This is a genomic window from Pseudoalteromonas sp. KG3, from assembly GCF_030436385.1.
In the GTDB taxonomy this organism is placed as follows: Bacteria; Pseudomonadota; Gammaproteobacteria; order Enterobacterales; family Alteromonadaceae; genus Pseudoalteromonas; species Pseudoalteromonas prydzensis.
The window spans coordinates 2,415,407-2,438,100 of record NZ_CP098523.1; the positions used below are offsets into that span (position 1 = coordinate 2,415,407).

At 41.1% G+C, this 22,694-nt stretch carries 24 protein-coding genes; 13 read left to right on the forward strand and 11 right to left on the reverse strand.

Annotated elements, in window-relative coordinates; genetic code table 11:
• The first annotated feature begins 129 nt into the window (after window positions 1–129).
• The 3 genes from NDQ71_RS11470 to NDQ71_RS11480 all read left to right on the forward strand — a co-directional run bounded on the left by NDQ71_RS11470 (window position 130) and on the right by NDQ71_RS11480 (window position 3,493).
• Window positions 130–786 carry a response regulator transcription factor gene (locus NDQ71_RS11470; protein ID WP_064668683.1) on the forward strand — a complete coding sequence of 219 codons (657 nt, stop codon included), beginning with the start codon at window positions 130–132 and terminating at the stop codon, window positions 784–786.
• 135 nt (window positions 787–921) lie between these two features.
• Window positions 922–3,078 carry an ATP-binding protein gene (locus tag NDQ71_RS11475; RefSeq protein WP_192542579.1) on the forward strand — a complete coding sequence of 719 codons (2,157 nt, stop codon included), beginning with the start codon at window positions 922–924 and terminating at the stop codon, window positions 3,076–3,078.
• Between the two features lie 61 nt (window positions 3,079–3,139).
• On the forward strand, window positions 3,140–3,493 hold the full coding sequence (locus NDQ71_RS11480; protein ID WP_192542578.1) for a 2OG-Fe(II) oxygenase: 354 nt from the start codon (window positions 3,140–3,142) through the stop codon (window positions 3,491–3,493).
• Between the two features lie 6 nt (window positions 3,494–3,499).
• Here the strand turns inward: NDQ71_RS11480 and NDQ71_RS11485 are convergent, their stop codons facing one another.
• A complete protein-coding gene (locus tag NDQ71_RS11485; protein ID WP_192542577.1) occupies window positions 3,500–4,918 on the reverse strand; it encodes a mannose-1-phosphate guanylyltransferase/mannose-6-phosphate isomerase in 1,419 nt (472 codons plus the stop codon).
• Between the two features lie 160 nt (window positions 4,919–5,078).
• Between NDQ71_RS11485 and NDQ71_RS11490 the strand changes: the two genes are divergently transcribed.
• Window positions 5,079–5,540, forward strand: a complete 462-nt coding sequence (locus NDQ71_RS11490) for an RNA-binding protein (protein WP_192542576.1) — start codon at window positions 5,079–5,081, stop codon at window positions 5,538–5,540.
• A gap of 8 nt (window positions 5,541–5,548) precedes the next feature.
• Here the strand turns inward: NDQ71_RS11490 and NDQ71_RS11495 are convergent, their stop codons facing one another.
• Window positions 5,549–6,661 carry an aminotransferase class V-fold PLP-dependent enzyme gene (locus tag NDQ71_RS11495; RefSeq protein ID WP_192542575.1) on the reverse strand — a complete coding sequence of 371 codons (1,113 nt, stop codon included), beginning with the start codon at window positions 6,659–6,661 and terminating at the stop codon, window positions 5,549–5,551.
• Between the two features lies 1 nt (window position 6,662).
• The gene (locus tag NDQ71_RS11500; RefSeq protein ID WP_192542574.1) at window positions 6,663–7,835 is read right to left on the reverse strand and encodes a monodechloroaminopyrrolnitrin synthase PrnB family protein; all 1,173 of its coding nucleotides are present in this window, start codon (window positions 7,833–7,835) and stop codon (window positions 6,663–6,665) included.
• A gap of 144 nt (window positions 7,836–7,979) precedes the next feature.
• Between NDQ71_RS11500 and NDQ71_RS11505 the strand changes: the two genes are divergently transcribed.
• The 4 genes from NDQ71_RS11505 (at window position 7,980) to NDQ71_RS11520 (ending at window position 13,735) form a co-directional block, all read left to right on the forward strand.
• The gene (locus NDQ71_RS11505) at window positions 7,980–8,438 is read left to right on the forward strand and encodes an Lrp/AsnC family transcriptional regulator (RefSeq protein ID WP_301561654.1); all 459 of its coding nucleotides are present in this window, start codon (window positions 7,980–7,982) and stop codon (window positions 8,436–8,438) included.
• A gap of 74 nt (window positions 8,439–8,512) precedes the next feature.
• Window positions 8,513–11,239, forward strand: a complete 2,727-nt coding sequence (locus tag NDQ71_RS11510; RefSeq protein ID WP_192542572.1) for a CHASE domain-containing protein — start codon at window positions 8,513–8,515, stop codon at window positions 11,237–11,239.
• The gene (locus NDQ71_RS11515) at window positions 11,229–12,593 is read left to right on the forward strand and encodes a carboxylesterase (RefSeq protein WP_192542571.1); all 1,365 of its coding nucleotides are present in this window, start codon (window positions 11,229–11,231) and stop codon (window positions 12,591–12,593) included. The genes NDQ71_RS11510 and NDQ71_RS11515 overlap by 11 nt, the downstream gene beginning before the upstream one ends.
• The gene (locus NDQ71_RS11520; protein WP_192542570.1) at window positions 12,593–13,735 is read left to right on the forward strand and encodes a GNAT family N-acetyltransferase; all 1,143 of its coding nucleotides are present in this window, start codon (window positions 12,593–12,595) and stop codon (window positions 13,733–13,735) included. The genes NDQ71_RS11515 and NDQ71_RS11520 overlap by 1 nt, the downstream gene beginning before the upstream one ends.
• On the opposite strand, the gene NDQ71_RS11525 is transcribed toward NDQ71_RS11520, so the two are convergent.
• On the reverse strand, window positions 13,732–14,325 hold the full coding sequence (locus tag NDQ71_RS11525) for a DUF938 domain-containing protein (protein WP_192542569.1): 594 nt from the start codon (window positions 14,323–14,325) through the stop codon (window positions 13,732–13,734). The genes NDQ71_RS11520 and NDQ71_RS11525 overlap by 4 nt on opposite strands.
• Window positions 14,326–14,507: 182 nt before the next feature.
• Here NDQ71_RS11525 and NDQ71_RS11530 point away from each other — a divergent pair, with 182 nt between their 5' ends.
• From NDQ71_RS11530 to NDQ71_RS11550, 5 genes are all read left to right on the forward strand, one after another.
• Complete coding sequence (locus tag NDQ71_RS11530; RefSeq protein ID WP_064668671.1) at window positions 14,508–14,690, forward strand: hypothetical protein; 183 nt, start codon at window positions 14,508–14,510, stop codon at window positions 14,688–14,690.
• 97 nt (window positions 14,691–14,787) lie between these two features.
• Window positions 14,788–15,153, forward strand: coding sequence for a hypothetical protein (locus NDQ71_RS11535; protein WP_064668670.1), 366 nt, complete (start codon window positions 14,788–14,790; stop codon window positions 15,151–15,153).
• Window positions 15,154–15,161: 8 nt separating this feature from the next.
• Complete coding sequence (locus NDQ71_RS11540) at window positions 15,162–16,538, forward strand: lyase family protein (protein ID WP_064668669.1); 1,377 nt, start codon at window positions 15,162–15,164, stop codon at window positions 16,536–16,538.
• A gap of 117 nt (window positions 16,539–16,655) precedes the next feature.
• Window positions 16,656–17,135 carry a hypothetical protein gene (locus tag NDQ71_RS11545; RefSeq protein WP_301561655.1) on the forward strand — a complete coding sequence of 160 codons (480 nt, stop codon included), beginning with the start codon at window positions 16,656–16,658 and terminating at the stop codon, window positions 17,133–17,135.
• An 11-nt stretch (window positions 17,136–17,146) separates the two neighbouring features.
• Window positions 17,147–17,542 (forward strand): hypothetical protein, encoded by a 396-nt coding sequence (locus tag NDQ71_RS11550; RefSeq protein WP_301561656.1) that lies wholly within the window; start codon window positions 17,147–17,149, stop codon window positions 17,540–17,542.
• 17 nt (window positions 17,543–17,559) lie between these two features.
• Here the strand turns inward: NDQ71_RS11550 and NDQ71_RS11555 are convergent, their stop codons facing one another.
• The 7 genes from NDQ71_RS11555 to NDQ71_RS11585 form a co-directional block, all read right to left on the reverse strand.
• Window positions 17,560–17,745 carry a hypothetical protein gene (locus NDQ71_RS11555; RefSeq protein ID WP_192542566.1) on the reverse strand — a complete coding sequence of 62 codons (186 nt, stop codon included), beginning with the start codon at window positions 17,743–17,745 and terminating at the stop codon, window positions 17,560–17,562.
• A 73-nt stretch (window positions 17,746–17,818) separates the two neighbouring features.
• Window positions 17,819–18,136, reverse strand: coding sequence for a hypothetical protein (locus tag NDQ71_RS11560; protein ID WP_064668665.1), 318 nt, complete (start codon window positions 18,134–18,136; stop codon window positions 17,819–17,821).
• Window positions 18,133–18,771, reverse strand: coding sequence for a hypothetical protein (locus tag NDQ71_RS11565; RefSeq protein WP_301561657.1), 639 nt, complete (start codon window positions 18,769–18,771; stop codon window positions 18,133–18,135). The genes NDQ71_RS11560 and NDQ71_RS11565 overlap by 4 nt, the downstream gene beginning before the upstream one ends.
• Window positions 18,772–18,842: 71 nt before the next feature.
• A complete protein-coding gene (locus tag NDQ71_RS11570) occupies window positions 18,843–19,535 on the reverse strand; it encodes a PspA/IM30 family protein (RefSeq protein ID WP_064668663.1) in 693 nt (230 codons plus the stop codon).
• Window positions 19,536–19,565: 30 nt separating this feature from the next.
• A complete protein-coding gene (locus NDQ71_RS11575; RefSeq protein ID WP_064668662.1) occupies window positions 19,566–19,979 on the reverse strand; it encodes a YjfI family protein in 414 nt (137 codons plus the stop codon).
• A gap of 76 nt (window positions 19,980–20,055) precedes the next feature.
• Window positions 20,056–21,780, reverse strand: coding sequence for a polyamine aminopropyltransferase (locus tag NDQ71_RS11580; protein ID WP_301561658.1), 1,725 nt, complete (start codon window positions 21,778–21,780; stop codon window positions 20,056–20,058).
• 3 nt (window positions 21,781–21,783) lie between these two features.
• Window positions 21,784–22,683, reverse strand: coding sequence for a DUF350 domain-containing protein (locus NDQ71_RS11585; RefSeq protein WP_192542563.1), 900 nt, complete (start codon window positions 22,681–22,683; stop codon window positions 21,784–21,786).
• Between the last annotated feature and the right edge of the window lie 11 nt (window positions 22,684–22,694).

A 22,694-nucleotide genomic window follows, 5' to 3' on the forward strand; every position in this document is an offset into this window, starting at 1 on the left:
TTTAATGGCTAATGTACAAAACGTTATAAAACTATGTTTATCCTCCCCCAATATAGGAAATTTCTAATACGAAAGGGGTGGATTGCATGGTAGGATTGATTAGTCAACTTTATTCAAGAGTGTATAAGTATGAGTAGTTCAGCCTTTTTGTTACTAGATCTAGAGCCAATTAATACAATTGGTATTAATGTATTAGAGCCTTTATTAAAAACCCAAGGGCTCAATGTTACTACCGGAACAAACATATTAGACGTTCCAGAGGGAACACGTTTATTGTTTATTGAAACATCAAGTCAAGACGCGTGGGGAAAATTAAAAGAGCAACTGGTAAACCTACGTGTTAAATGCGATATCGTATTATTCAACTTAGATGAAAACCCAGAACTTGCTAATCGCGCGCTTTTAAGCGGTATCCGTGGTGTTTTTTATACCACAGACAACGCCGACGTACTGATGAAAGGTATTCGTTTATTGCTTGAAGACCAACTCTGGTATCGCCGTGATATCATGTGCAATGCATTAAACCGCATGCTGCAATTTAATAAAGATGCCTTACACAAACTTACCGACGGTGATATTGAACCCGTAAAACTGACTAAACGTGAGAAAGCGATTATCTCATTAATGAGTAATGGCTCGAAAAACAAAGAAATCGCAGAAGCGTTAAGCATTAGCCCACACACAGTTAAAACACATTTATACAGTGCATTTAGAAAAACAAAATGCCGTAACCGTATTGAGTTACTGTCATGGGCACAGCAAAATATTCCTGATGAAATTCGCTGAGCTAGCGACTTTCATTTAACTATAAAAAAACAGGTACTTTGCTACCTGTTTTTGCATGTCTATACCACACCTTATTTGCTAACCCTGGCAATTGCCATTATTCTAATCTCGTTACCCGATCAGCTTGGAATATAAATGCTCGACTCCCCCACTCTGTATTTTGCTAGCGCCGCAATGATGGCCGTAATGGCACTGCTTAATTTTTTAACTTGGCGTGCGAACAAACATACTCCTGGTACTGTGTTGTATATATTTTACCCGTTAGTCCTGTTTACGGCATTAATGAGCTTTGCTTTGCATGGCTATATCGATAACCTTATTACCATTATCTTAGCAAATAGTTTGTGGTTTAGTGCATCCATCATTCATGCATTAGCGATCAGCCAATTTTTAGGTTATCGCGGTAAAGAATTTCGATTTTTTGTATTGGCGACGTTATTTTGCGGTGCATTGTTAATGTACTTTACGGTGGTCGATTCAAACTTACGCAATCGAGTGCTAGCCTCTGATTTACAACATATCAGCGAAGCACTATTTTTACTGTACTTATTTATTCGCTTTGCCCGTAAGCCCTACCCCAACGGCAGTATTGTCTATATTTTAATTCTTACCATTATTAGCAGTATTTTTGTCGGACGCGCTTTTTTAATGGAAGATGTGAACAATTTCACACTGTTAAAAGAAAACTGGTTTAGCGTTACCTTACTGATCAATGGCGTGATCGCACCGATATTTTATACTACCGGCATGGCATTATTATGTAATGAGCGCAGAGAGCAAAACCTCAATCAGTTAACCAATAAAGCGCAAAAAGATCTTGAAATAAGAGGCTTATTTTTATCAACCATCAGCCATGAAATTCGCACTCCCCTAAATGGCATTTTAGGCAGCGCACAATTGATCTTGAATCAATCAACGGATCCACGGGACAAACCTTACTGCGAAGCCATTATCAACTCAGCCGAGTCTCTTAACTTGTTAGTCGATAAAGTACTTGATTACGCAAGCCTTGATCAACACAACGAAGCGCTTTATGAAGAGGACGTAGAATTTAAAACCTGGCTCCACAATCTCTGTTTACTACTAAGTCCATTAGCTGAGCAAAAACGCTTAAAATTTGAGTTAATTTATAACTTACCAGAGCAAGCGTGTTATTACTGTGACCAACAAAAGCTTCGGCAAATTATCATCAACCTCGTCGGTAATGCGATCAAATTTACCGACAAGGGTGAAGTTAAAATTCGCGTAGAGTTATTAGAGGAGCGCCAACTTGAGCATCATATTCGCATCAGCGTAATTGACTCAGGCCCAGGTATTGAAGATGACGAAATAGAATACCTTACAGAGCCATATGTACAAAGCAGTGCGGGTAAAGAAAAAGGCGGAACAGGCCTTGGGCTTGCCATCACCAGCCGCCTACTGGCCAAACTTGGCTCCCAGCTCGATATTATCAGTGAGTTAGATAAAGGCAGTTCGTTTAGCTTTGATATCACGCTTGTGCTTGGCGAACTCAGTCTTGTTGAACAACGCCATCAGTCAAAAGATTACTTAACCGGTTTAGATGTGTTACTGGTCGAGGATTTAGATTTAAATCAAAAAATAGCCATCGAGTTTATGGCTGATGACGAGCATAAAATCAAGCTCGCCCGCGATGGTAGAAGTGCTATTAACCTGATGCAAGAGTACCACTTTGATGTTGTGCTATTAGACATGAACCTACCAGATCTCACTGGCCAAGAAGTGCTGAAAACCCTCAAAGGTATGGAACATAAAAACCAACGTACGCCGGTACTAGCTTTTACTGCAAGTTTAAGTCCTGACGAAATAAAAGAATATTTTACCCTTGGTATTAAAGACATTGTTGGCAAACCGATTAAACAGCAAAAGTTACGCCAAGCATTAAGTGATTCACAAAGCAGCCATGCAGCCAATATTGCTGTTGAGCTTAGTGATGTTTTGTATGACGATACCGCAGCAGACACATTAAAAAGCTCTTTTAGTGAAGACGAGGTTTCCTCTATTTATAACGAGTTTGTATTATCCGCACGTAATAAATTGATCCGTGCACAACAATTGCTGGACGAAGATAGAGAGCAATGTATAAAGCTACTGCATCGTCAAGCCAGCACTGCATTACAGCTTGGCTTTAACCGTTATGGTAGCGAACTAAAAAAAATAGAGCGACGCTTACTTGATAACAAGCCACTAAAAGAGTCACTCACCGCAGCATTGGTACTGTGGCAAAGTAGCCTTGAGCAGTATTTAAAGTATGTAAGAGAGCAGATGAATTAGCGAGTTGGCGAGTTGGCGAGTTGGCGAGTTGGCGAGATTAAAGTAACGAGGAGCAAGTGTAATGGCTATCTTTAAAAACTTATTTCGCTGGCAGCGTGGTAGGCAAGCTTCAGGTTATGACAAAATGCTGTTATGTGGCGCTTATTGGCCAATAAAATTTGATACTTATTTAATTAAGTTTCCCGTGGGTAGCGAAATAAAACCCCATACGGATAAGGTTAATTCAGGTAAACACTTTAGGTTAAATATTATTCTCAAACGTGCTCAACTCGGCGGTGAGTTTATCTGCGAAAATACCTTATTTCAAAGCACGCGGATGAAGCTATTTAGGCCTGATATCACTCAGCATGCAGTAACTAAAATTGAAAAAGGCAATCGTTATATATTAAGTATTGGCTGGGTTAAGAGCGACTAACGGTCGCTAACTTCGCCCATATTGATCATCAAAGCGCTCTATATCTGCTTCATCTAAAATACTGCCGGTTTGCACTTCGATGAGAATAAGCTGCTCGCTCTGGGAGTTTGCTAAGCTGTGGATTTGGTTTGGCGCGATATAACAAGATTGATCGGCTGTTAAAGTCTGTGTATTACCAGCGATACAAATATCTGCGATGCCTGAGACCACCACCCAATGCTCGGCACGATGTTGATGACGTTGAGTTGATAGTCTGCCACTTGGGTGTACGCTAATCTTTTTGACTTTAAAGCCAATTCCTTCGACTAACACTTGATAACTACCCCAAGGTCGATACATTGCTTGATGATGCAATAACTTATAGCTTTGCTGAACAGCTAGTAACTTTAATAATTCAGGCAGTTGATCTAGCTGGCTTTTATCTGCAACTAATGTAGCGTCGTGAGTGTGAATAACAGCTAAGTCTTTAATCCCTAAAGTAGCAATAGTATGACCGCTTTCACTACTGAGTAAGTTATTTTCACTATTTAACAACACGGTATCTTTGCTGAGATTATTCCCCTGGGCATCTTTATCAGTACTTTGCCACAGCGCATTAAAACCACCCACATCACTCCAATCAAGCGCTAACGGCAGTACCGCTATGTTCGCGCTGCGCTCTAAAATAGCGTAGTCGATAGAATCACTGGGACAATTTTTTAAGGCATTGTTGTCGGCACGCGTAAAACCTAAATCGCCGCTAAAATTGGCGGCTTGTGCAATGCAATTGGCAATTTTGGGGGCAAAGCGTTGCAGCTCTGCAAGGTATGCCCTCGGGGTAAATAAAAACATCCCGCTGTTCCAGCTATATGCGCCACTGGCGAGATATTGCTGTGCCAACAGTAAGCTGGGCTTTTCTTTAAACTCATCAACTTGATAACAATTTGAGGCTGCTATTTTAACCCCTCTTTTGATATAACCGTAACCGCAATGGGCAGTATCTGGCTCGATTGCAAAAGTAATTAATTTGCCCTGCTGCGCCAACGTTATCGCATCTGGCAGTTGTGCAATTAACAATTCAAAATTATCAATATGATGATCCGCTGGCATCACTAATAAAGGCGTATCAAGCCCTTGCTGTAATACATATTGTGCGGCAAGCGCTATGGCTGGTGCAGTATTTTTCCCTTCAGGCTCTAATAATAACGCCTGTGGTTGTACATTTATCTGCTGACATTGGCTACTGGCAATAAAGCGATGTTGTTCGTTACACACCAAAATAGCATCAGTAAAACACTCATCTTCGCAACGCTTTAGGGTGCTCTGCAATAACGATTCATCCCCAAGTAAAGGTAAAAATTGCTTTGGCATAGCTTGGCGTGACAATGGCCATAACCGTGAACCTATGCCACCAGCCAAAATTACAGGAATGATTGAATGTTTCATAATAACCAATACAGTAATAAGAAGGGGATAGTTTAGCAGATGTTAAGCATCGAAATAACTGCGGCCTCCCAAGTAATCCGCCAAAACTCTATTCTATAATTGTTACCTTTAGCAACTTCAGGCATTATTATCAATAAAAAGCTAATCCGTGGCGTCAAATATGGTTCGAGCTATCATCCTAAGCATTGTATTTATCAGCATTCCAGCCTTTTCAGCTGTTTATCAATGCACTATTGATGGCGTCGCCACGTTTAGTCAATTGCCGTGTGGTGAAGACACCAAAGAAATAATCATTCCCGAAACCAACGTAGCACAAGGTATACCAAAGCAGAGCAAAGCTGTTGCTGGAGAAGTTGATAGCTATATTACGATGCAAAAAATTGACCGAGACATTGCACTGCTTCAGCGCGAAATCAAACAACTACAAGATACGCTGGCAGCACAAAAAACTAAAATAAGCTATATGACTCAAGATACTGCCAATAGAATGGGGGCAAGCTCAATTGCAGATGCGATAGCACAACGAACCGCACAAGTTGAGCGGCGCATCAAACCGCAAATCGAGCAGTATCAACAACAGATCGAGACGTTGAACACTATGAAAACGCAGCTCAGCCAGTAGGTTTAACCTTACAGAACTTGTTTAACAACTTTTATTAGCCATTCAATATCGCGACTGTCGTTATAAATATGCGGTGAGATTCTTATTCCGTATGCCCGCACATCAACGCTAATATCAGCGGCTGTCAAAGCGGCTAAAACCGCAGCTTGTTGCTTAGCAAAATTAATAATTGCGGTACCACTACATTTAGTGGCTGCAACTGGCGATACCACATAAGGAGCCAGGGCTGTAGTTAATTGCGCGAGTAGTGCTAAATTATGCTCACGCACCTTATCAATACCTAAGCGAGCAAAATAGTGAATACTGTGCCCTGCAATAACGAATGGCGCAATTGAAGGTGTGCCGCCCCAAAAACGCAGCGCGCTGTCATGATAAGCAAAATGATGGATATCAAATTCAAATGGATTTTGATGAGAAAACCAGCCAACATCCTGTGGCTCACAAACGCTTAACTGCGCTTTGCTCACCCATAAGTAGGCCGCACCAGGCCCTGAGCATAGCCATTTGACACTTGAGCCAATCATAAAATCAACATCAACTTGACTTAAATCTAACGGTAAAACCCCCGCTGATTGCGCCACATCAACAATGCTCAAACAGCCGACTTGCTTACAGTATTTACTAATTTCAGCCACTGGGGCTTGCTGACCTGTATTTGAATAGGCATGACTAATAAACACTAAATCGATATCTGGCTTTATGTACTGCTGCCACTGGGTAATGTCTGTTAAATCAACATGCTCAGGAATAAATTCAATTTTAGCACCGCTGGCTAAGGCTTTTTGCATTGCAAAGCCCATGCTAGGAAAGTCACTTTGTGCCATTAACACTTTACAGCCAGCTTGTTGTAGTCGAGGGTGTGACATAACCAGCTTAGTTAATGCACTAGATAGGTTAACTTGCGGGCAAAACTGCTCGCTTGGTGAATTAAACAGCAAGCTCAACGCAGCGGTAAAACGGCTTATAACCGCTAACCATTGCTGCCACGGCTCTTTATTACTGGATTGCCAAGGAGCAAAAAAGTGTTGGTTAAAATCATCTTGGCTACTTTTCAATGCGCGACCAACAGAGTGATTAAGTAAATAACACCCTTCGGTCAAATTAAAATCGTCTTTATACATCTTAATTGCCTACCCACTGTTTGAGCTGTGTTAAATCATGGTAACGCGTTTTGATGTCATCACGCTTAGCCGCCGCTCGGCGATCTCTTAATTGTTCGAGTGAGTCTAATAACACATGTAATGGCGGACCGCTGGCTGTCACTTTATTCATATGCTGCTGTTGCATTTGTTGCGCAGGCTGAGCAATAAACTTGCTTACTAATTGGTTGTGATGGCCAATTGCCGTATCGCCATGGAGTTTGCACACTTGAATAAATAATTTGGCATTGGTTTTAAACCATGCACTGTGACGTGCCTCTCCTGCTGCTAAAAAGTCATCCATTAAACTTGGCATGCGCATTGATTCACGCAGTATTTGCTGATCTTCAGGCATCATATATAAAAATTTGTCCACCAGCATTTGTGAATAACTCGGCTCGTTGGCAAAGCACAGCCCTAGCAGCATATCAATCACGTTAATACCGGCAAAATCGCCGGCATTAGCGCCGCGGTAAATCTCTTTACCCACTCGGTATGGCTTATAATAAGGGCGCACACAAAAGAAGAATCGCTCGGTATCGAGTTGATTATATAACGCTGTATTTGATTCGATCACATCCATGAGTGCTTGCTTAGCAACTTTAAGTAAATCACCGCATAGCGGATGCGAAATACCTAATGGCTGAATTTTTAATAAGGCATCTGCAGCACGCTTATAAGCTAAAATGCCTTTGGTGTTGTAGTCAATAAACAACTTTTCATCGCTCAGATCAGTAAAACGCTTATATAAACCATTTACCGCTTTATTATGGGTCGTTAAGTGCGCTGTCGCAAAACGTGGCGTTACGCCAATTGACGCGCCAATATGCATTGCCAATGCTGACGCTTCGACCAACGGCGACCTTGTTTCTCTTGATGGCTCGGTGATCTCATGACGCCGACATGCAGCCATAAACAACCCCACATTGCCGAGTAAATCAAAGGCACGGTCAAACCCTTCATCGGTATTGCCCTCAGCTAGCAACTTACGAATATGGGCATTACCTTCTGCTTCTAATTGGTGCTTAAATTGTTCTCCTACAAACTCTACATTGGCTTTATCTGCTTGCTGCCAATAGATAGTCTCTAGTTGACTGTTGATCTCTACAAAGCGGGTTCTGAGCCACTCGTCAAATGCCTGAGTATTATTGCTCATCAGCATAACTCCGTATCAAATATTTATTGCATTTATGTTAACAGAAAATACTGAGCGCAAATCAGCAAAACTGCAAATAAAAAAGCCCACGATTAGTGAAATTCACTCTATAATCACAATTAAATACAATTTATTGCCATATTTATGAGTTTAGATACAAAAGATCAACAATTACTAACGTTATTACAAAGCAATGCGCGCACCTCTATATCAGAACTTGCAACAACTGTAAGTCTATCGGATACCCCTTGCTTACGGCGCATCAAAAAGCTTGAAGCAAGCAAAGTGATCAGCGGCTATCATGCGGCTCTAAACCCCCGCGCTCTTGGTTTAAATGTGTTGGTTTATGCATTCGTGCGATTAAGTCAAAACTCAGTCAGCGCAGCTAATATGTTTGAAGAGCAAGTTGAAAAGCTTAACCATGTACTAGAATGTTCTGTAATATCTGGTAGCTATGATTATTTATTAAAGATTATTGCGGCCGACCTAGAAAGCTATGAAAGCTTTGTAAAACATAAACTTGGTAGTATTAATTGTATTGCCAATATTGAGTCTACGGTGGTTTTAAAGCAAACATTTAGCAAAAAGCAGCTGCCGCTTTAAAAAGTAGCACTATTCAATGTCGATTCGCTATACTGAAAAATCTTCTATAAAAATAATTTTTAACAAGGAAGCATGTGAAAATCTTTCGCTCTACATTGAACTCGTTTGTTTTTTACATACTTTTTGCTGTTGCATACTTCGCAACAGGTAAGTTACTCACTAATTTTGCTTTTCAATCTCAAGTGATCCCTATTTGGATACCAGCTGGTATTGCTTTAGTGGGCTGCTTTATTTGGTGGTGGCGCTTTATACCGGCATTATTTATTGCTTCAGTTGCATTTAATTTAAGTATCGGTGATAACGCAATCACTGAACAGGTGTTAATTGGTAACACCTTAGAGCAAGTGCTTTTAATTGGTTTAGGGGCAGTGATACAAGGCATGGTGGGTGCTGCCCTACTAAAATATTGGTTAGGCCATCCGCTATATTTAAAAAAGCGCCAATCAATCATTTATTTTATTTTTATCGTGGGCATTGCTGTCAGCCTCATATCGGCCAATGTAGGCGTTTATGCTTTAAGTGAATTTAACCCTGCATACAGTATTGATAACCACTGGAGAAATGTAACTTATTGGTGGCTCGGCGACACCTTAGGCGTACTCATTGCTACGCCATTTTTATTGGTATTATTACAACCTAAATTTAAGCAGCACTATGTTGCTCCATTACCGACGATTGCGGTCTGCTCAGTGTTGTTTGCCTCAGTGGCTTTAACAACCAAACTATACAATCAAGAAAGTTATTCAAATGCGATACAAATTGCAAAACGCGAAACCTCTATCATTGAAAACAGTTTACTTCGTCATTTAAATCTCAGCCAAATCGCAGTGCAAAGCCTCGCCAGCCAAATCCAATCAACTCCGACTGTCAGTAAGCAAGAGTTCGATAGCTATAGTTCAGAGTTATTGGCTGAACACTCTTTTATTAAAGCCTTTTCTTGGAATCGCAAAATTACACCCGATCAAGCTGATGCTTTTAATGCTCACCTAAAGGAACTTTATAAGTCCTTTAATTTTACTCCTAGCATTCAAGGTCAACCATTAACAGAGGATGACCCACTAGTAATTGTTACCTATGTAGCACCTCTTGCGAGCAATGAGTCAGCCGTGGGCTTTAATTTATTTTCTCGTGAAGACCGTCGAGAAACTTTACTCGACCCACGTATAAAAAATCGCCCTGTTAGCACCAAAATAATTCAACTCGTGCAAACAGAACAATCAGAGCCAGCATACTTATTATTTGTTCCAGTGTTCCTACAAAATAATGAAGTAGCATCCATCAAGGGTTACGCTACTGGAGTGTTTTTAGTGGAAAATATGATCGCGCAATCAATCACTCCCGCGCAGAACAAAATGTTTAATATCGCTATTTATGAATCCCAAAGTAGCCTTCCTTTTTACAATAGTCAGCAAAATTCGCCCACTAAGAACAGTAAACTTGCAACTATCGAGATTAATTTTGCCGGGCAAACTTGGTTTGTCGACTTAACCATTAAAGACGAATTCCTGCCTCATCAAAACAATAATATGACTCTTTTTTTACTTATTCTGCAAGTCATTGTCAGCTCACTCATTTTATTAGTACTGTTGTTGTTTAATCACCAACATATTGCCCTCTCCCGTTTGGTCGCTGAGCGCACCAGCTCATTGGCCAAAGCTAAAAAACAATCCGATTTAGCTAACCACGCCAAAAGCCGATTTTTAGCAAATATGAGCCATGAAATTCGTACGCCACTTAATGCCGTAATAGGGTTTTCGACATTAGCGAAAAATGAAGATAGCGTTGAAACTCTGAGTGGTTATCTTCATAAGATTAATTTATCCTCAAAATCATTATTAAGTTTGATAAATGACATACTCGACATATCTAAAATTGAATCACAAAAGCTCACGTTAGAAGTCGCACCTTTTGATTTGAATGATTTACTTGATCGGATCAACAGCATGTTTGAACAAAGTGCACAGCAAAAAGGTATCTGTTGGAAAGTTGATAACCAACTACCAACCGATATTTGGTTTGAAGGTGATGTTATGCGCATTGAGCAGATTTTATTAAACTTATGCAGTAACGCCATCAAGTTTACCTCTGAAGGTGAAGTAACACTTCGTGCCGCTTGTAAAAAAATATCTGCTCAACGCCTGCAAGTCACCCTTGCAATTACCGACACGGGCATCGGTATTGCAGCAACAGAGCAAAGCAAATTGTTTGATGCATTTACGCAAGCTGATAATTCAACATCGCGTAAGTTTGGCGGCACTGGGCTTGGTTTAACAATAGCAAAAGAGTTGAGCTTACTCATGTCAGGAGATATTTATATCCAAAGTGAAGTTGGCAAAGGCTCAACCTTTACCCTCTGCGTCGAACTTAATAGCTGCGCAGCTCAACAAGTCGCGCCTCAAGAAGCGCCACAACAGGTTGACTTGAGTAAACTAAAAGTACTGGTCGCAGAAGACAATAACGTAAATCAACTGGTCATAAAAGCAATGCTTGGCTCTTTAGGCATCACCCCAACCATGGTCGGAAATGGTGAGCTTGCAGTAGCGCAAATCAAAATGCATGACTTTGATTTAGTATTAATGGATTGCCAAATGCCAGTTATGGACGGCTATCAAGCCACTCGGTTAATACGTGAATTTAAAACACCTGAGCAATTGCCTATTATCGCGCTAACTGCCGATGTGATGCCCGAAGATAAAGCATATGCTTTAACAATTGGCTTTAATCAACATCTTGCAAAACCGCTCGAACTCGATAAGCTAACCGCGTGCCTTATCAATTATGTAGATGTTTATGAGCCTTAATGGAATATTACTAGCCGTTGTTTTACTAACCACCTCTAACTTTGCAATCAGCCAAACCAACTGTGTGACGCAGTTAACTGATTTAAATTATATAATGCAAAGTAAACAGCAAGGGCTATTACGGTTCGAAAAAAATAAACCGACAACCGATTTTGCCTATCAAACAATGCAAACATACCGTGACTACTTAAGCTATGCATATCAGCATATTTTAAACGCCAACCCGCGTGCCTCGATGCCTTGCCCAATTCAAACAGCAACCTATCAGCTATTAGTTAAACAACAACAGCGACCAAGCACACCCAACATTGCCGACCTTATCGCACCGTTTGAGCTACGCCAAACCAATACTCGCAAAGCAGTGCTATTGATCCATGGCCTGACTGACTCACCGTTTACCTTTCATGACTTAGCACAAATTTACTTTGAGCAAGGTTACAACGTGCGTACTTTATTGTTACCTGGTCATGGCACGGCCGCTGACGCACTGAGTCGGGTTACGGCCAAACAATGGCAGCAAGCTGTGAACTATGCAATTGCGCGTACCAGCAAGGATTTTGATCAGGTTATTTTAGGGGGCTATTCAACAGGTGCCACACTTTTAGTTAATTATTTAACTGTGCAGCCCAGCAACCCAAAAATAACCGCGCTGATGTTGTTTTCACCTGCCACTGCGCCACACAATAAAAATGGCTGGCTTGCTAAATGGATTGACTATATTCCTTTTGTTAATTGGATAGATAAAGACGCCGACATCGATTTTGCTAAATATGAATCTTTTCCTTTTAATGCCGCAGCAGCAGCCGATGATGTAATGCAGTCAATTGCCTTGTCTAAACTAAGTAAACGCTCATTACCAAACTTAGCCGTTTTTTCAGTGATGAGTGATGTAGATACCACCATAGATACCCGTGCTTCACTGCAATTATTAAGCACTTTACATGATGCCACAGCCCGCCCTGCCAATCGCTTGGATACATTGCTTTATTATGGCGACAAAAATACCATTAACAGTGATTTCCCTAAAGATTACAAAGTAATAAATCCTCAATGCCAAACAGCAACTTGTAAGAATATTCATGGTATATCTCATATTGCCGTGGTTAATTCACCTAACAACCCACATTATGGCGCCCAAGGTCACTATCGTAATTGTGGCAGTTACCTTGATGACGATGTCTTATATTCAGAGTGTAAAACTACGAAGGAGCCAAACATTGGCGAGCGTACTGCAGCAAATGTGTTGGCATTTGCAACCTTGCAACGGCTAACTTATAACCCCTACTTTGATGAGCAAGCAGGTTATATCAGGCAATTCATTCAGCAGGTTGAAGGTTTGCAGGGGAAGCAATAATGACAACATTTAGTCATCGCTGGTTAGCCAGCATTAGTGAGATAGATGCGAGCGTTTGGCAAACGTTTTTTGCAGCGACCCCATTTACCGATCATGCGTTTTTATTTGCCCTAGAGCAGAGCCAATGCGTATCAGCAGTGACCGGCTGGCAACCGTATCATTTAGCGGTGTATGAAAATGACACCCTAGTTGCACTTGCGCCTGGTTATCTAAAAAGTCACTCTTATGGCGAATATGTATTCGATTGGGCATGGGCTGAAGCTTATCAACAACATGGCTTAGAGTATTACCCCAAATGGCTTTGTGGCTCTCCTTTTAGCCCAATTGAAGGACCACGTATTGCCGTTGACTATGCACAGCCAGAGCGAGTATATCAGTACATAACTACTCTATTAACAACTCAATGCCAACAGCAAGGATGGTCGGGTTGGCATATTAATTTTTGTACACAACAGCAAGTATCACAATTAACAGCACACCAAGGCATGCATCGCATTGGCGTACAATTTCAATGGAAAAACGCTGACTACACTGATTTTGATGATTTTTTAGCGCAACTTTCGGCACGTAAACGCAAAGTGTTGAAAAAAGAGCGCAGTAAAATAGCTCAGCAAAATATCACCATTGAATGGCTGCAAGGTGAACAAATTACACTCGCTGTTATGAACCAATTTTGTGAGTTTTATCAACGTACTTACTTAAAGCGATCTGGTCATCTGGGGTATTTAAGTCATGATTTTTTTGTGCTACTGCATGCACTTATGGCGGATAAACTGGTGATCATGCATGCAATACGCGACGATGAGGTGATCGCTGCCACGCTGAGCTTTAAAAGTAATGACACTTTATATGGGCGCTATTGGGGAGCACGAGAGGAAGTAGACTGCCTGCACTTTGAACTGTGCTATTACCAAGGAATTGAGTATTGTATTAAACAGCAATTAAGCTGCTTTCACTCCGGCGCACAAGGCGAGCATAAACTAGCCCGTGGATTTGCTCCTGTATTTACTCACTCAGTACACCATGTACTTGACGCAGATTTTGGTCCCGCGATTGCCGATTACTTACAACGCGAGCAACAACATCTTCGTATTTATCACCAACAATGTACTGAGTTATTACCTTTTAAAAAAACTGTTTAGGCACATTTTTTAAACAGCAGCAACTGATTATTCGCGGGCATAGCCACGTCACTTACTAAGGTTAAGCCTGCAGAGGCGGCTAATTGTTGGATCCACTCAAAATCACGAATGCCGCTTTGGCTATCTTGTTGTTTTAAAAATTCATCAAAGCGTTGGTTGCTCTCGCTGGTAAAACGCCCATGATATTTAAATGGCCCATAAATACATAATCGACCTTGCACTGCTAAATGTTGCTCAACGCCATTAAAAAACCGCTCAACAAGGGCTTTACTAACGATATGCAAAGTATTGGCAGTGTAAATAGCACTGATCTGTTTGACCGGCCAAGGATCATTTAAATCAAGCTCAAGCGGCTCATGTAGATTAGCTAACTGTGCCTCACTAAGCCATTGCTTGATGCCATGATGATTAACTAGTCGATCACTTGTGTACCATTGTAATTGCGGTAAATGTTTAGCAAAGTGCACACTATGCTGACCTGTGCCTGAGCCTACTTCTAAAACATTATCAACATTAGCAAAAAAACTTTTTAACTCACTAAGTATTGGAGATTTATTATTTTCACAGGCCTGAGAGAAAGGTTTTTCCATGCAAATTTGTGCACCATGTTTGGTAATTAATGCACAACAGTAAAGCAAAAATATATAACAATGTCTTGTCCTAATTTATTATTAACAAAATAAATAATTAAAATTCATGGAGTTAAATTATTTAATAATCATTGGTACGAGTTATGCTTTTATCAATGTGAATCAACCAAATGGAGAAGACTATGTATATCTCACCCTATACCGCACTTGATGCTGCTTTAGCTGCAAGTGAAAAATCAGACACAGATAAAACCAGCTGTGATGAACGTGGCACTATCATCGACTTACTTTCGCAATCGAATCAACACACACAAGTCTTGAGAAAACATGAAACTGATCAAATATTTATTCTTGGCTACAATTAAACACTTACCCTCTCGTCAAAATTTTCAATTTGTGACTTGCACCAAAACCGATTAACTGTAATGATAACAATTATCGTTACAGTTAATCGGTTTTCTTATGCACGACCATCAAGCTATGCTTTTCTATCAACAGCAAATGAAGTGCGTTTGCCAGCGCCCTGGTCTACATGCCCCTGCGTTAGTGGCTGACTACATTGAAGCTGGATTAAATGCGGCTCGCTATTATGAAAAACAGCAATGCCTCTTACTACAAGAACTTTATTTAAGACGTACTTTCCATGAAATTCTCAACAAAATGTGCGATTCTTTAATTCATTGTGCAATTCGCAAGCAATGTTTAGAGCAACTTTATAAACCTCTGATGGCCTTAAAGCGCTTTTATAAAACCCATAACAGTACCAGAAAATATCTAATCTTGGAGCGAGAAGCACGTATTCTCAGCCACGAATTCAACCCTTTTTAGGAGCTTTTATGAGCGAATTTAGAACAGAATCAGACAGCATGGGGGAACTTAAGGTTCCTGCTGATGCACTTTATCAAGCACAGACTCAGCGTGCGGTTAATAACTTTAAAATTAGCGGCTTAGTGATGCCAAAGCAGTTTATTACCGCCCTTGCCTATATCAAACAAGCCGCGGCGCAAAGTAACTACGAACTGGGCCACTTAAGTCAACAGAAGGCGCAATTAATTGAACGAGCTTGCCAAGAGATCATCAATGGCCAGCATTTAGCGCATTTCCCTATTGATGTATTTCAAACCGGCTCTGGTACCAGCACAAATATGAATGCCAATGAAGTGATCGCAACGTTAGCGAGTAGCTATGGCGATGGCACTATTCATCCAAATGATGACGTAAATATGGGGCAAAGCTCTAACGACGTGATCCCCACAGCTATTGCAGTAAGTAGTGTCATTAACGTGGTGTATGAATTATTTCCAGCGTTGGAGCAACTATCACAAACGTTGGAGCGCAAGAAATCAGAAATTGGTGAAATAGTAAAAACAGGCCGTACCCACTTAATGGATGCAATGCCAGTCACCTTCGCGCAGACGCTCAACACATGGCAATACCAAGTTGATACGGCCATGGCAAGTATTCGTCATAGCCTTGAAGGGGTTTCAGCGTTGGCACAAGGTGGCACAGCGGTTGGCACCGGCGTCAATGCCGATCCATTATTTGCTGAGCAATTTTGCAAAAATCTTAGTGCTAATGTGGGCATACGCTTTGTACCTAGTAAAAACTTTTTCTACAATATTGGCTCGCAAGACGCGATTGTGTCACTTTCAGGGCAGTTAAAAGTGCTTGCCGTGGCACAAATGAAGATAGCAAACGATCTACGTTGGATGAATTCAGGCCCGCTTGCCGGATTAGGTGAAATTGAGCTTGAAGCCCTTCAACCGGGATCTTCAATTATGCCAGGTAAAGTTAACCCCGTGATCCCAGAGGCGGCGGCTATGGTAAGTGCCCAAGTTATCGGTAATGACGCGACCATTACTATCGCGGGACAATCAGGCAACTTTGAGCTCAACGTAATGTTGCCGGTAATAGCCTATAACATTTTGCAGAGTATCGAGTTACTTGCAAACAGTAGCCAAGCATTAGCTGATAAAGCGCTACGCTCCTTTCAAGTTAAGCAAAGCAATATCGACAAAGCTCTGGCTAAAAATCCAATTTTAGTAACAGCACTTAATCCGGTAATTGGCTATGAAAAAGCAGCCAAAATTGCCAAGCAAGCTTATCAAAGCGGACAACCTATCATTGATGTAGCAGAGCAAGAAACCGAGCTTTCTCGTAATGAACTGGAAACCTTACTTAACCCTGCAAAGCTAACGCAAGGCGGGTTATAAGCAATATTAAACCCGTCAATATGACGGGTTTAACCTTTGAATGTCATAGTTTTTATTGCTGTGTTATGTGCAAAGTGTATGATGGTGGTTACTTGTTCATCACTGTGAAGGTTTCTCATGCGCTTATCTGTTTTCGCTTTACTACTCCCACTTTGCCTATCTGCCTGTTCAGATGCTGCAACAACGTCTAATAGCGACCCACTTAGTCCCGCCCCGGAAGTACTAATGAAAGGCAAGCAAGCGACTAAGTTAGACCCGCAAATGCAGGAACAACCAACAAGAGAAAATATCCAAAAGGCGCATCAGCAATTAAAAACGTTAACGGCAGACTCACAATGTGATAGCAGCGCACAATGTAAAGTAGTGGCAGTTGGTAGCCGTGCTTGCGGTGGCCCAAGTAGCTATCTTGTCTATTCGAATAAAGCAGCGAATGAGCAAGCTGTTGAGCAACTAAGTAAAAAAATCACCTCATTGGAAAGCCAATTTAACGCTGAGAATTCGATGGTCAGTATTTGTCAGCATTTAATGGCGCCTGGTGCTCAATGTGTTGAAAATAAATGTGTTAAACTAGACAGCTCTGCGGCAAGTGTTTATTAAGGGATAACCATATGAGTCGTTTATCATATTTTAAATGTTTAGTTACAACAGCCTGTTTGATGATTGTGAGTGGCTGTGTAAGCACCACAGACTCAGCTACAACGGGCAGTGCTAGCTTAGATAAATCAAATAGTGCGTTGAATGAATTAGTGCAAGACACCAGCTGTACAGCTAGCTTTCAATGTAAAGTACTTGAAGTAGGCCAACGCGCATGTGGCGGTCCTAGTCGTTACGTGGTGTATTCTACACTCAACACTGAGCAAGAAAAAGCCGAACAACTAGCGCAGCAAATCAATGCATTAGAGGCCGAAAATAATAAGCGTAACGGCTTAACGGATTGTTTGCCTGTGTTACCCGTACAAGCCTTGTGTATAAGTCAAACTTGTCAGTCGTTTGAGCTAAAATAGCGTGTTTTTTATTTGCGCTAAACCAGCAGTGGAATTAGCGCAGAGATAATTAATACTGCAATAATACAAATTCCCGCCTTAAAAATATGCTGCATTGGCATTTGTTTTTTCACCCAGTAAGCATAAATAAATCGCACAAAATAGCTTGCGGCAGTGCCAAACAAGGCGAAGATAATTAAGTACGCGATTAAAACTATATTCACAGCAACTCATTTTTATTAGGAATTAAGCCCACAGTGTAAGGGCTTAATTTAAAGAAGGCAAAATATGGGTGGCTCAGCGCTTATTAGTGTGGGCAATTAGTAACTCTGCAACTTGTTGCTTTACCGCCCGCTTGTCATCTGCATCTACACCAAACCGCTCAGCAAGCAAGGCGATTTCCTCATCATTTAAATTAAATGAAAGGCGCTGACGCGTCTTCTTTGATTTTACTTCAAGCGCTAAAATTTTGCGGATCATATCTGATGGCGTGAGCTCTTGATCAATGGCTTGTTTTTTTATCGACTTTTGCACTTCACTGCTAAGGTCGAATGCCATTTGCGTCGCTCTGACGGCTTGCTCTTGGCGTAACCATTTATCTTTGGTATTGCTCACTGTGCATCTCCTGGAAACAGATCAACAATATCAGTGATAGGCCGAGTTAAAGTCAGTGATACTTCGGTTTCTCCACCATCCCAAATTTCAATATTGAGGCCATGGCTTTCATCACTTGATTCTAGGCAGATCATTTCGCACGGTTCACCACCTTCTTGCTCATACTGAGGAAGCGCTTGATTACGATAATCTTTATTATGAAAATAACACACAAACGGTGTTTCAGTTTGTTGGTAGCTGTTACCTAAAAACTGCATATAACGCTCAGGGGTATTTTTTACTTCGATAAAGGTCAGTTGCTCTTCATCAAAAATGCGTGCAAATTCATCCAGTGTGAAAATTTCATCTACTTCATCGCGCTGAATTTTTATTGAGAAATTAGCCCACTCTTCACCATCACTACGCTCAATTTGCAAAAATATAACTTTTCCTGCATCACTTTCAAGTACCAGCTCATAGTCAGCACTATGCTGATATTGATAGGTTTGCACATCAGTAACACGCAGAGTCTGCCCTTTTAGCCAACTTGGGTAAGCAAACGAATCAATTACGGTAAACATATCACCGACTCTAAGTTCACTCGGATGATTTAATTGACGTTCAGGGGCTTTTTTAGATTTAAAGAAGTTAAACATAGACTGCCTCATAAGCAAAAAAGGTAACCAAACATTGCCCGGTTACCTTTTTAATAATCAATAATACCGCGTTAGCCGTTTTGCTTAGCTTTAATACGCGCTAGGATGTCTGCACTTTTCGGGCTTGTATCGCCAATTCCGGCTTCAGCCATTTTTGCTTTTAGATCATCGCCATTAGTGTCTGCTTCAAGCACTTTAGCTGCACCTAATTGATCTTGACGATCTTGTTGACGCTGCTTAATACGCTCCAGTGACTGACGAGCATTAGTCATCGACGAGCTATTGGTATTCAGTGTGCTGTTTACAGCCATCGTTGCTTGTTGCACGCTTTCTGTGGTTTTCACCATAGTAAGTTGACGTTGGTTTTCTTTAATCGACTTTTCAGCGTCTTTTACTTGCTGTTTAAGCGTCACAATGTGATTACTAAAACCCGCTAGCACTTGATCATGCTCTGCTTTTTCGTTTTCAAAATCACCGATTTTCTCAGCAATTTCTAACGCTAATGCTTCGTTACCTTTTTCAAGTGCCTGACCTGCATAAGCTTCATGCTCAGCAATTGAGGCATCTAAGGCGCTAATTTTACGCTTAGTTTGCATCTCTTTTGCCATCACTTCAGTTAAGCTCTTCTTCGCGCGCTGTAAGGCGTTTTGTGCGTCAGCAATTTCTTGCTCAAAAATACGAATGCCATTGGCATCAACAATTGCTTCACCTGCTTCACGGGCGCCGCCACGAACTGCTGTAAATAATTTTTTTAAAATACTCATAATCTTAACTCCACGTAAAATAGCTAGCTATTAATCGTTTAAATAAATGGTTACCGCTTCTAATGCATCAATAGCATTGTCAGATAATGTAACTAGCTCATGGGTAATATCATCAAACGATGAATTAACCGACAAAGCACCAAAGATCGCATACTTATCATCAATCTTTGCAAATGCACTCAGTGGGATTGGTACATTTAAACGTAATAGCGTTTCGTTTAACTCACCACGTAATTCCGATTTAACTTCCTCATCCGCAAATAAGTAGCTGATACATAACAGCTGTTCTTGTGTTTGCGTAACAAAAATTGGAAGCTCATCATTCCCATCAACTATGACTTGCAACACATCTTGCTCACCAGGGTTGGCAATCAAGAAAGACTCAAAGTTAGCGCCTTCAGTTTCAAAGGATGCTAGTTTTATTGAAAGTTCATTTAATTCCATGTCTCTGCCTTTTTGTCATTTGACATATTATGTCTGAGTTAAGATTCGCACGGACGACATATTATGTCAACCATGTTTATTGATTTTTATACAATTCACTTTCTATTTGCCATGCACTACGGTAGTAATCATACAAAGTACCTGACCCTAATTGGTTGACTTCAATATCATTTATTTGTTCAAAATAATGATTGGGAAATACAAATGCAGCTAATAAATATTTTTGGCTAATCCACCTTGAAGGCACAGGAAGTGCAGTAGCTTGTTCAATTCGCGCACTGGCTGACTTGCCTGTCGTTGTTGCGATTGTCCAGCCCCATTGCCCAAATGAAGGGATATTTTGCTGGTATTGCTCTACATGTTTAAAGCCCGCGGCTTTCACCGTTTTGCCAATACTTAAAAAAGCCTTTTTTGCATGATATGGCGAGGTGGATTGCACAGCCATCGCACCATCTGCAGCAAGTAATTGACGAATGTGATTATAAAAATAATCGCTGTACATCTTATTTAAGTCTGGGTGATTCGGATCCGGTAAATCAATAATAATAGTGTCAAAACGCTTCCCTTCATCGAGTAGTCGCTCAACCTCTAAAAATGCATCACCCACTATCACGTTCGCCCTAGGATCAAGCATAGAGTTGCCATTGAGTTTGCGCAAACGTGCATTGATCTGCTTAGGTGCCGTAAATTCGTTGCTAGGGTGACCAAATAAGTTAAGTAACTGACCATCCAAATCAATCAGTATGACTTCTTTTACCGGCCACTTTAATACATCACGCATAGCAAGCCCATCACCGCCACCGATAATCAACACATTATCATGACGGTTCGAAGCTAACAGCGGCGGATACACCAGCATTGAATGATAAATTTGCTCATCAACACTAGAGAACTGTAAGCGACCATTTAAGTAAAGATCGGTGATTGGCTCAGGTTGGTTACGGCTTAATCGTTCGGTTAGCACAAGATGCTGATATTTAGTCGCCTCAGAGTAAATAACTTTATCTTTATAGAGCACGTTGCTTAAATCCTTCATCCAGCTGCTACCAAGCACCAGAATAAAAGCAAACAACACCAACAAACCAATATGGCATACAAGCAGCAACTTGGCATAACGTACGTGGCTGTGATAGCGCCACAAGAAAGCTAAACCGGCAATAATATTAAAAAGTGCGGTCCAGGCAGCTGCTTGCATAATAGGCATCGCCAACATAATGCTCACCCATATGGCTGCACCAATCCCAGCACCAATGTAATCGGCGCCATAAATTGTACCGGCATTATTTTCTAAAAACCGACCATAAACATGCTGGCGGATACGCGCGATCAATGGGATTTCCATACCAATCAATAAACCGAGCAATAAGCCAAATACATACGGTAAAAAACGCGACCATTCTTGCAGCTTTTCAAAAACATAGCCGTTGAGCACCACATCAGCAGGAAGATTAAAAATCTCTGAAAAAAGATGCGGTAGCGAATAGCTAACAGCTATAACGCTGGCGATGGCTAATATGCAACCCATACCAACCAAAGCGATGAGACTCTCAAGCCAGGCAAATGCAGTAAACGGATCTTTAAACCAACGAGCTAAAAAAGCCCCCATGCCCATGGCGACGATCATAGTGCCAATCATGGCATAAATAGCACTCTCTACTGAACCTAAAACACGCCCTGCGTAGTGAGATAAAAGATACTCATAAATAAGGCCACACCCAGCGAGTACAGCCATAACAGATATCAATAAAAAATCATGCCCAAGTAAGGCAAACTTACTTGGGCTTTGCTTTGTGTGTGACAAGTTTTATGCGCCTAATAAAGTTGCCATAGTAATACCCACTGCAAATGAGACAGCAGCAGAAATAGAGGCTACACCAATATTCTTTTGGCGATTTACTTCATCAGAAATATCACAACCTGATAAGATGATTTTGATGGTAACTAAATGCAGGCCAATGAATACAGGGATGCAAACAACTGCACTAATCGCCCAATATACTAAGCTAGCATTGATGCTATCAGCTACATAAGGCGCGATACCTGACGCTGCTGTAATCGCAAGCGCACTACCAACCAAAAATCCCGCATAACGAATACCAACCGCTAAATTGCCATCAACAATAGCTTGTTGTAAGCAATCTCCACTACGGTTAGTACGCTTAAACAACTGAACGCGATACTGACTCACTAACAACAATGCGATACTACCAATAATAAATGCCGCAATGACGATTGGGATACCATGCCAGCCTTCTGTAGCGACCCAGAACAATGCTGAGCGTATAACGATTGCGACACTGACAACATGGCCAAAATCAATCACTGCCGCTGTTACATTACCCTTAACGATTTCGTCATGCAGGCTTACTTTACGCAGTGCGACTTTATCTTGAAAAAAGTGACCCAGTTTGATCAGCGCAATCGCTAACAAACCGTATCCGCCCATTTGCAGTGCTTCTTGCTGTAAAGATGCAGCAAACGCACCGCTACTGACACCTGTCAGCACTATTGCTAATGCAACTAGGCCTGCAGCAAAGCTAATGCCAAACGCGAAGTTATCACGCTCGGTGATTTCATCATTGGCATGTAAATTAGATACCCAACCTTTAATAAATTTCAGGCTCACAAACAAGGCAATAATAATTGCAAAATCAATCGCGATTGCTTGCAGCGACCACATAGTTATTCCATTAAATTCATACATATTCTTATAAC

Coding starts and splice junctions, on each gene's coding strand:
- NDQ71_RS11575 (WP_064668662.1), bottom strand. CDS start 19,979: ATGGAATTAAATGAACTTTCAATAAAACTAGCATCCTTTGAAACTGAA.
- NDQ71_RS11500 (WP_192542574.1), bottom strand. CDS start 7,835: ATGAGCAATAATACTCAGGCATTTGACGAGTGGCTCAGAACCCGCTTT.
- NDQ71_RS11570 (WP_064668663.1), bottom strand. CDS start 19,535: ATGAGTATTTTAAAAAAATTATTTACAGCAGTTCGTGGCGGCGCCCGT.
- NDQ71_RS11470 (WP_064668683.1), top strand. CDS start 130: ATGAGTAGTTCAGCCTTTTTGTTACTAGATCTAGAGCCAATTAATACA.
- NDQ71_RS11565 (WP_301561657.1), bottom strand. CDS start 18,771: ATGTTTAACTTCTTTAAATCTAAAAAAGCCCCTGAACGTCAATTAAAT.
- NDQ71_RS11480 (WP_192542578.1), top strand. CDS start 3,140: ATGGCTATCTTTAAAAACTTATTTCGCTGGCAGCGTGGTAGGCAAGCT.
- NDQ71_RS11530 (WP_064668671.1), top strand. CDS start 14,508: ATGTATATCTCACCCTATACCGCACTTGATGCTGCTTTAGCTGCAAGT.
- NDQ71_RS11540 (WP_064668669.1), top strand. CDS start 15,162: ATGAGCGAATTTAGAACAGAATCAGACAGCATGGGGGAACTTAAGGTT.
- NDQ71_RS11550 (WP_301561656.1), top strand. CDS start 17,147: ATGAGTCGTTTATCATATTTTAAATGTTTAGTTACAACAGCCTGTTTG.
- NDQ71_RS11485 (WP_192542577.1), bottom strand. CDS start 4,918: ATGAAACATTCAATCATTCCTGTAATTTTGGCTGGTGGCATAGGTTCA.
- NDQ71_RS11505 (WP_301561654.1), top strand. CDS start 7,980: ATGAGTTTAGATACAAAAGATCAACAATTACTAACGTTATTACAAAGC.
- NDQ71_RS11475 (WP_192542579.1), top strand. CDS start 922: ATGCTCGACTCCCCCACTCTGTATTTTGCTAGCGCCGCAATGATGGCC.
- NDQ71_RS11545 (WP_301561655.1), top strand. CDS start 16,656: ATGCGCTTATCTGTTTTCGCTTTACTACTCCCACTTTGCCTATCTGCC.
- NDQ71_RS11515 (WP_192542571.1), top strand. CDS start 11,229: ATGAGCCTTAATGGAATATTACTAGCCGTTGTTTTACTAACCACCTCT.
- NDQ71_RS11535 (WP_064668670.1), top strand. CDS start 14,788: ATGCACGACCATCAAGCTATGCTTTTCTATCAACAGCAAATGAAGTGC.
- NDQ71_RS11520 (WP_192542570.1), top strand. CDS start 12,593: ATGACAACATTTAGTCATCGCTGGTTAGCCAGCATTAGTGAGATAGAT.
- NDQ71_RS11585 (WP_192542563.1), bottom strand. CDS start 22,683: ATGTATGAATTTAATGGAATAACTATGTGGTCGCTGCAAGCAATCGCG.
- NDQ71_RS11525 (WP_192542569.1), bottom strand. CDS start 14,325: ATGGAAAAACCTTTCTCTCAGGCCTGTGAAAATAATAAATCTCCAATA.
- NDQ71_RS11495 (WP_192542575.1), bottom strand. CDS start 6,661: ATGTATAAAGACGATTTTAATTTGACCGAAGGGTGTTATTTACTTAAT.
- NDQ71_RS11490 (WP_192542576.1), top strand. CDS start 5,079: ATGGTTCGAGCTATCATCCTAAGCATTGTATTTATCAGCATTCCAGCC.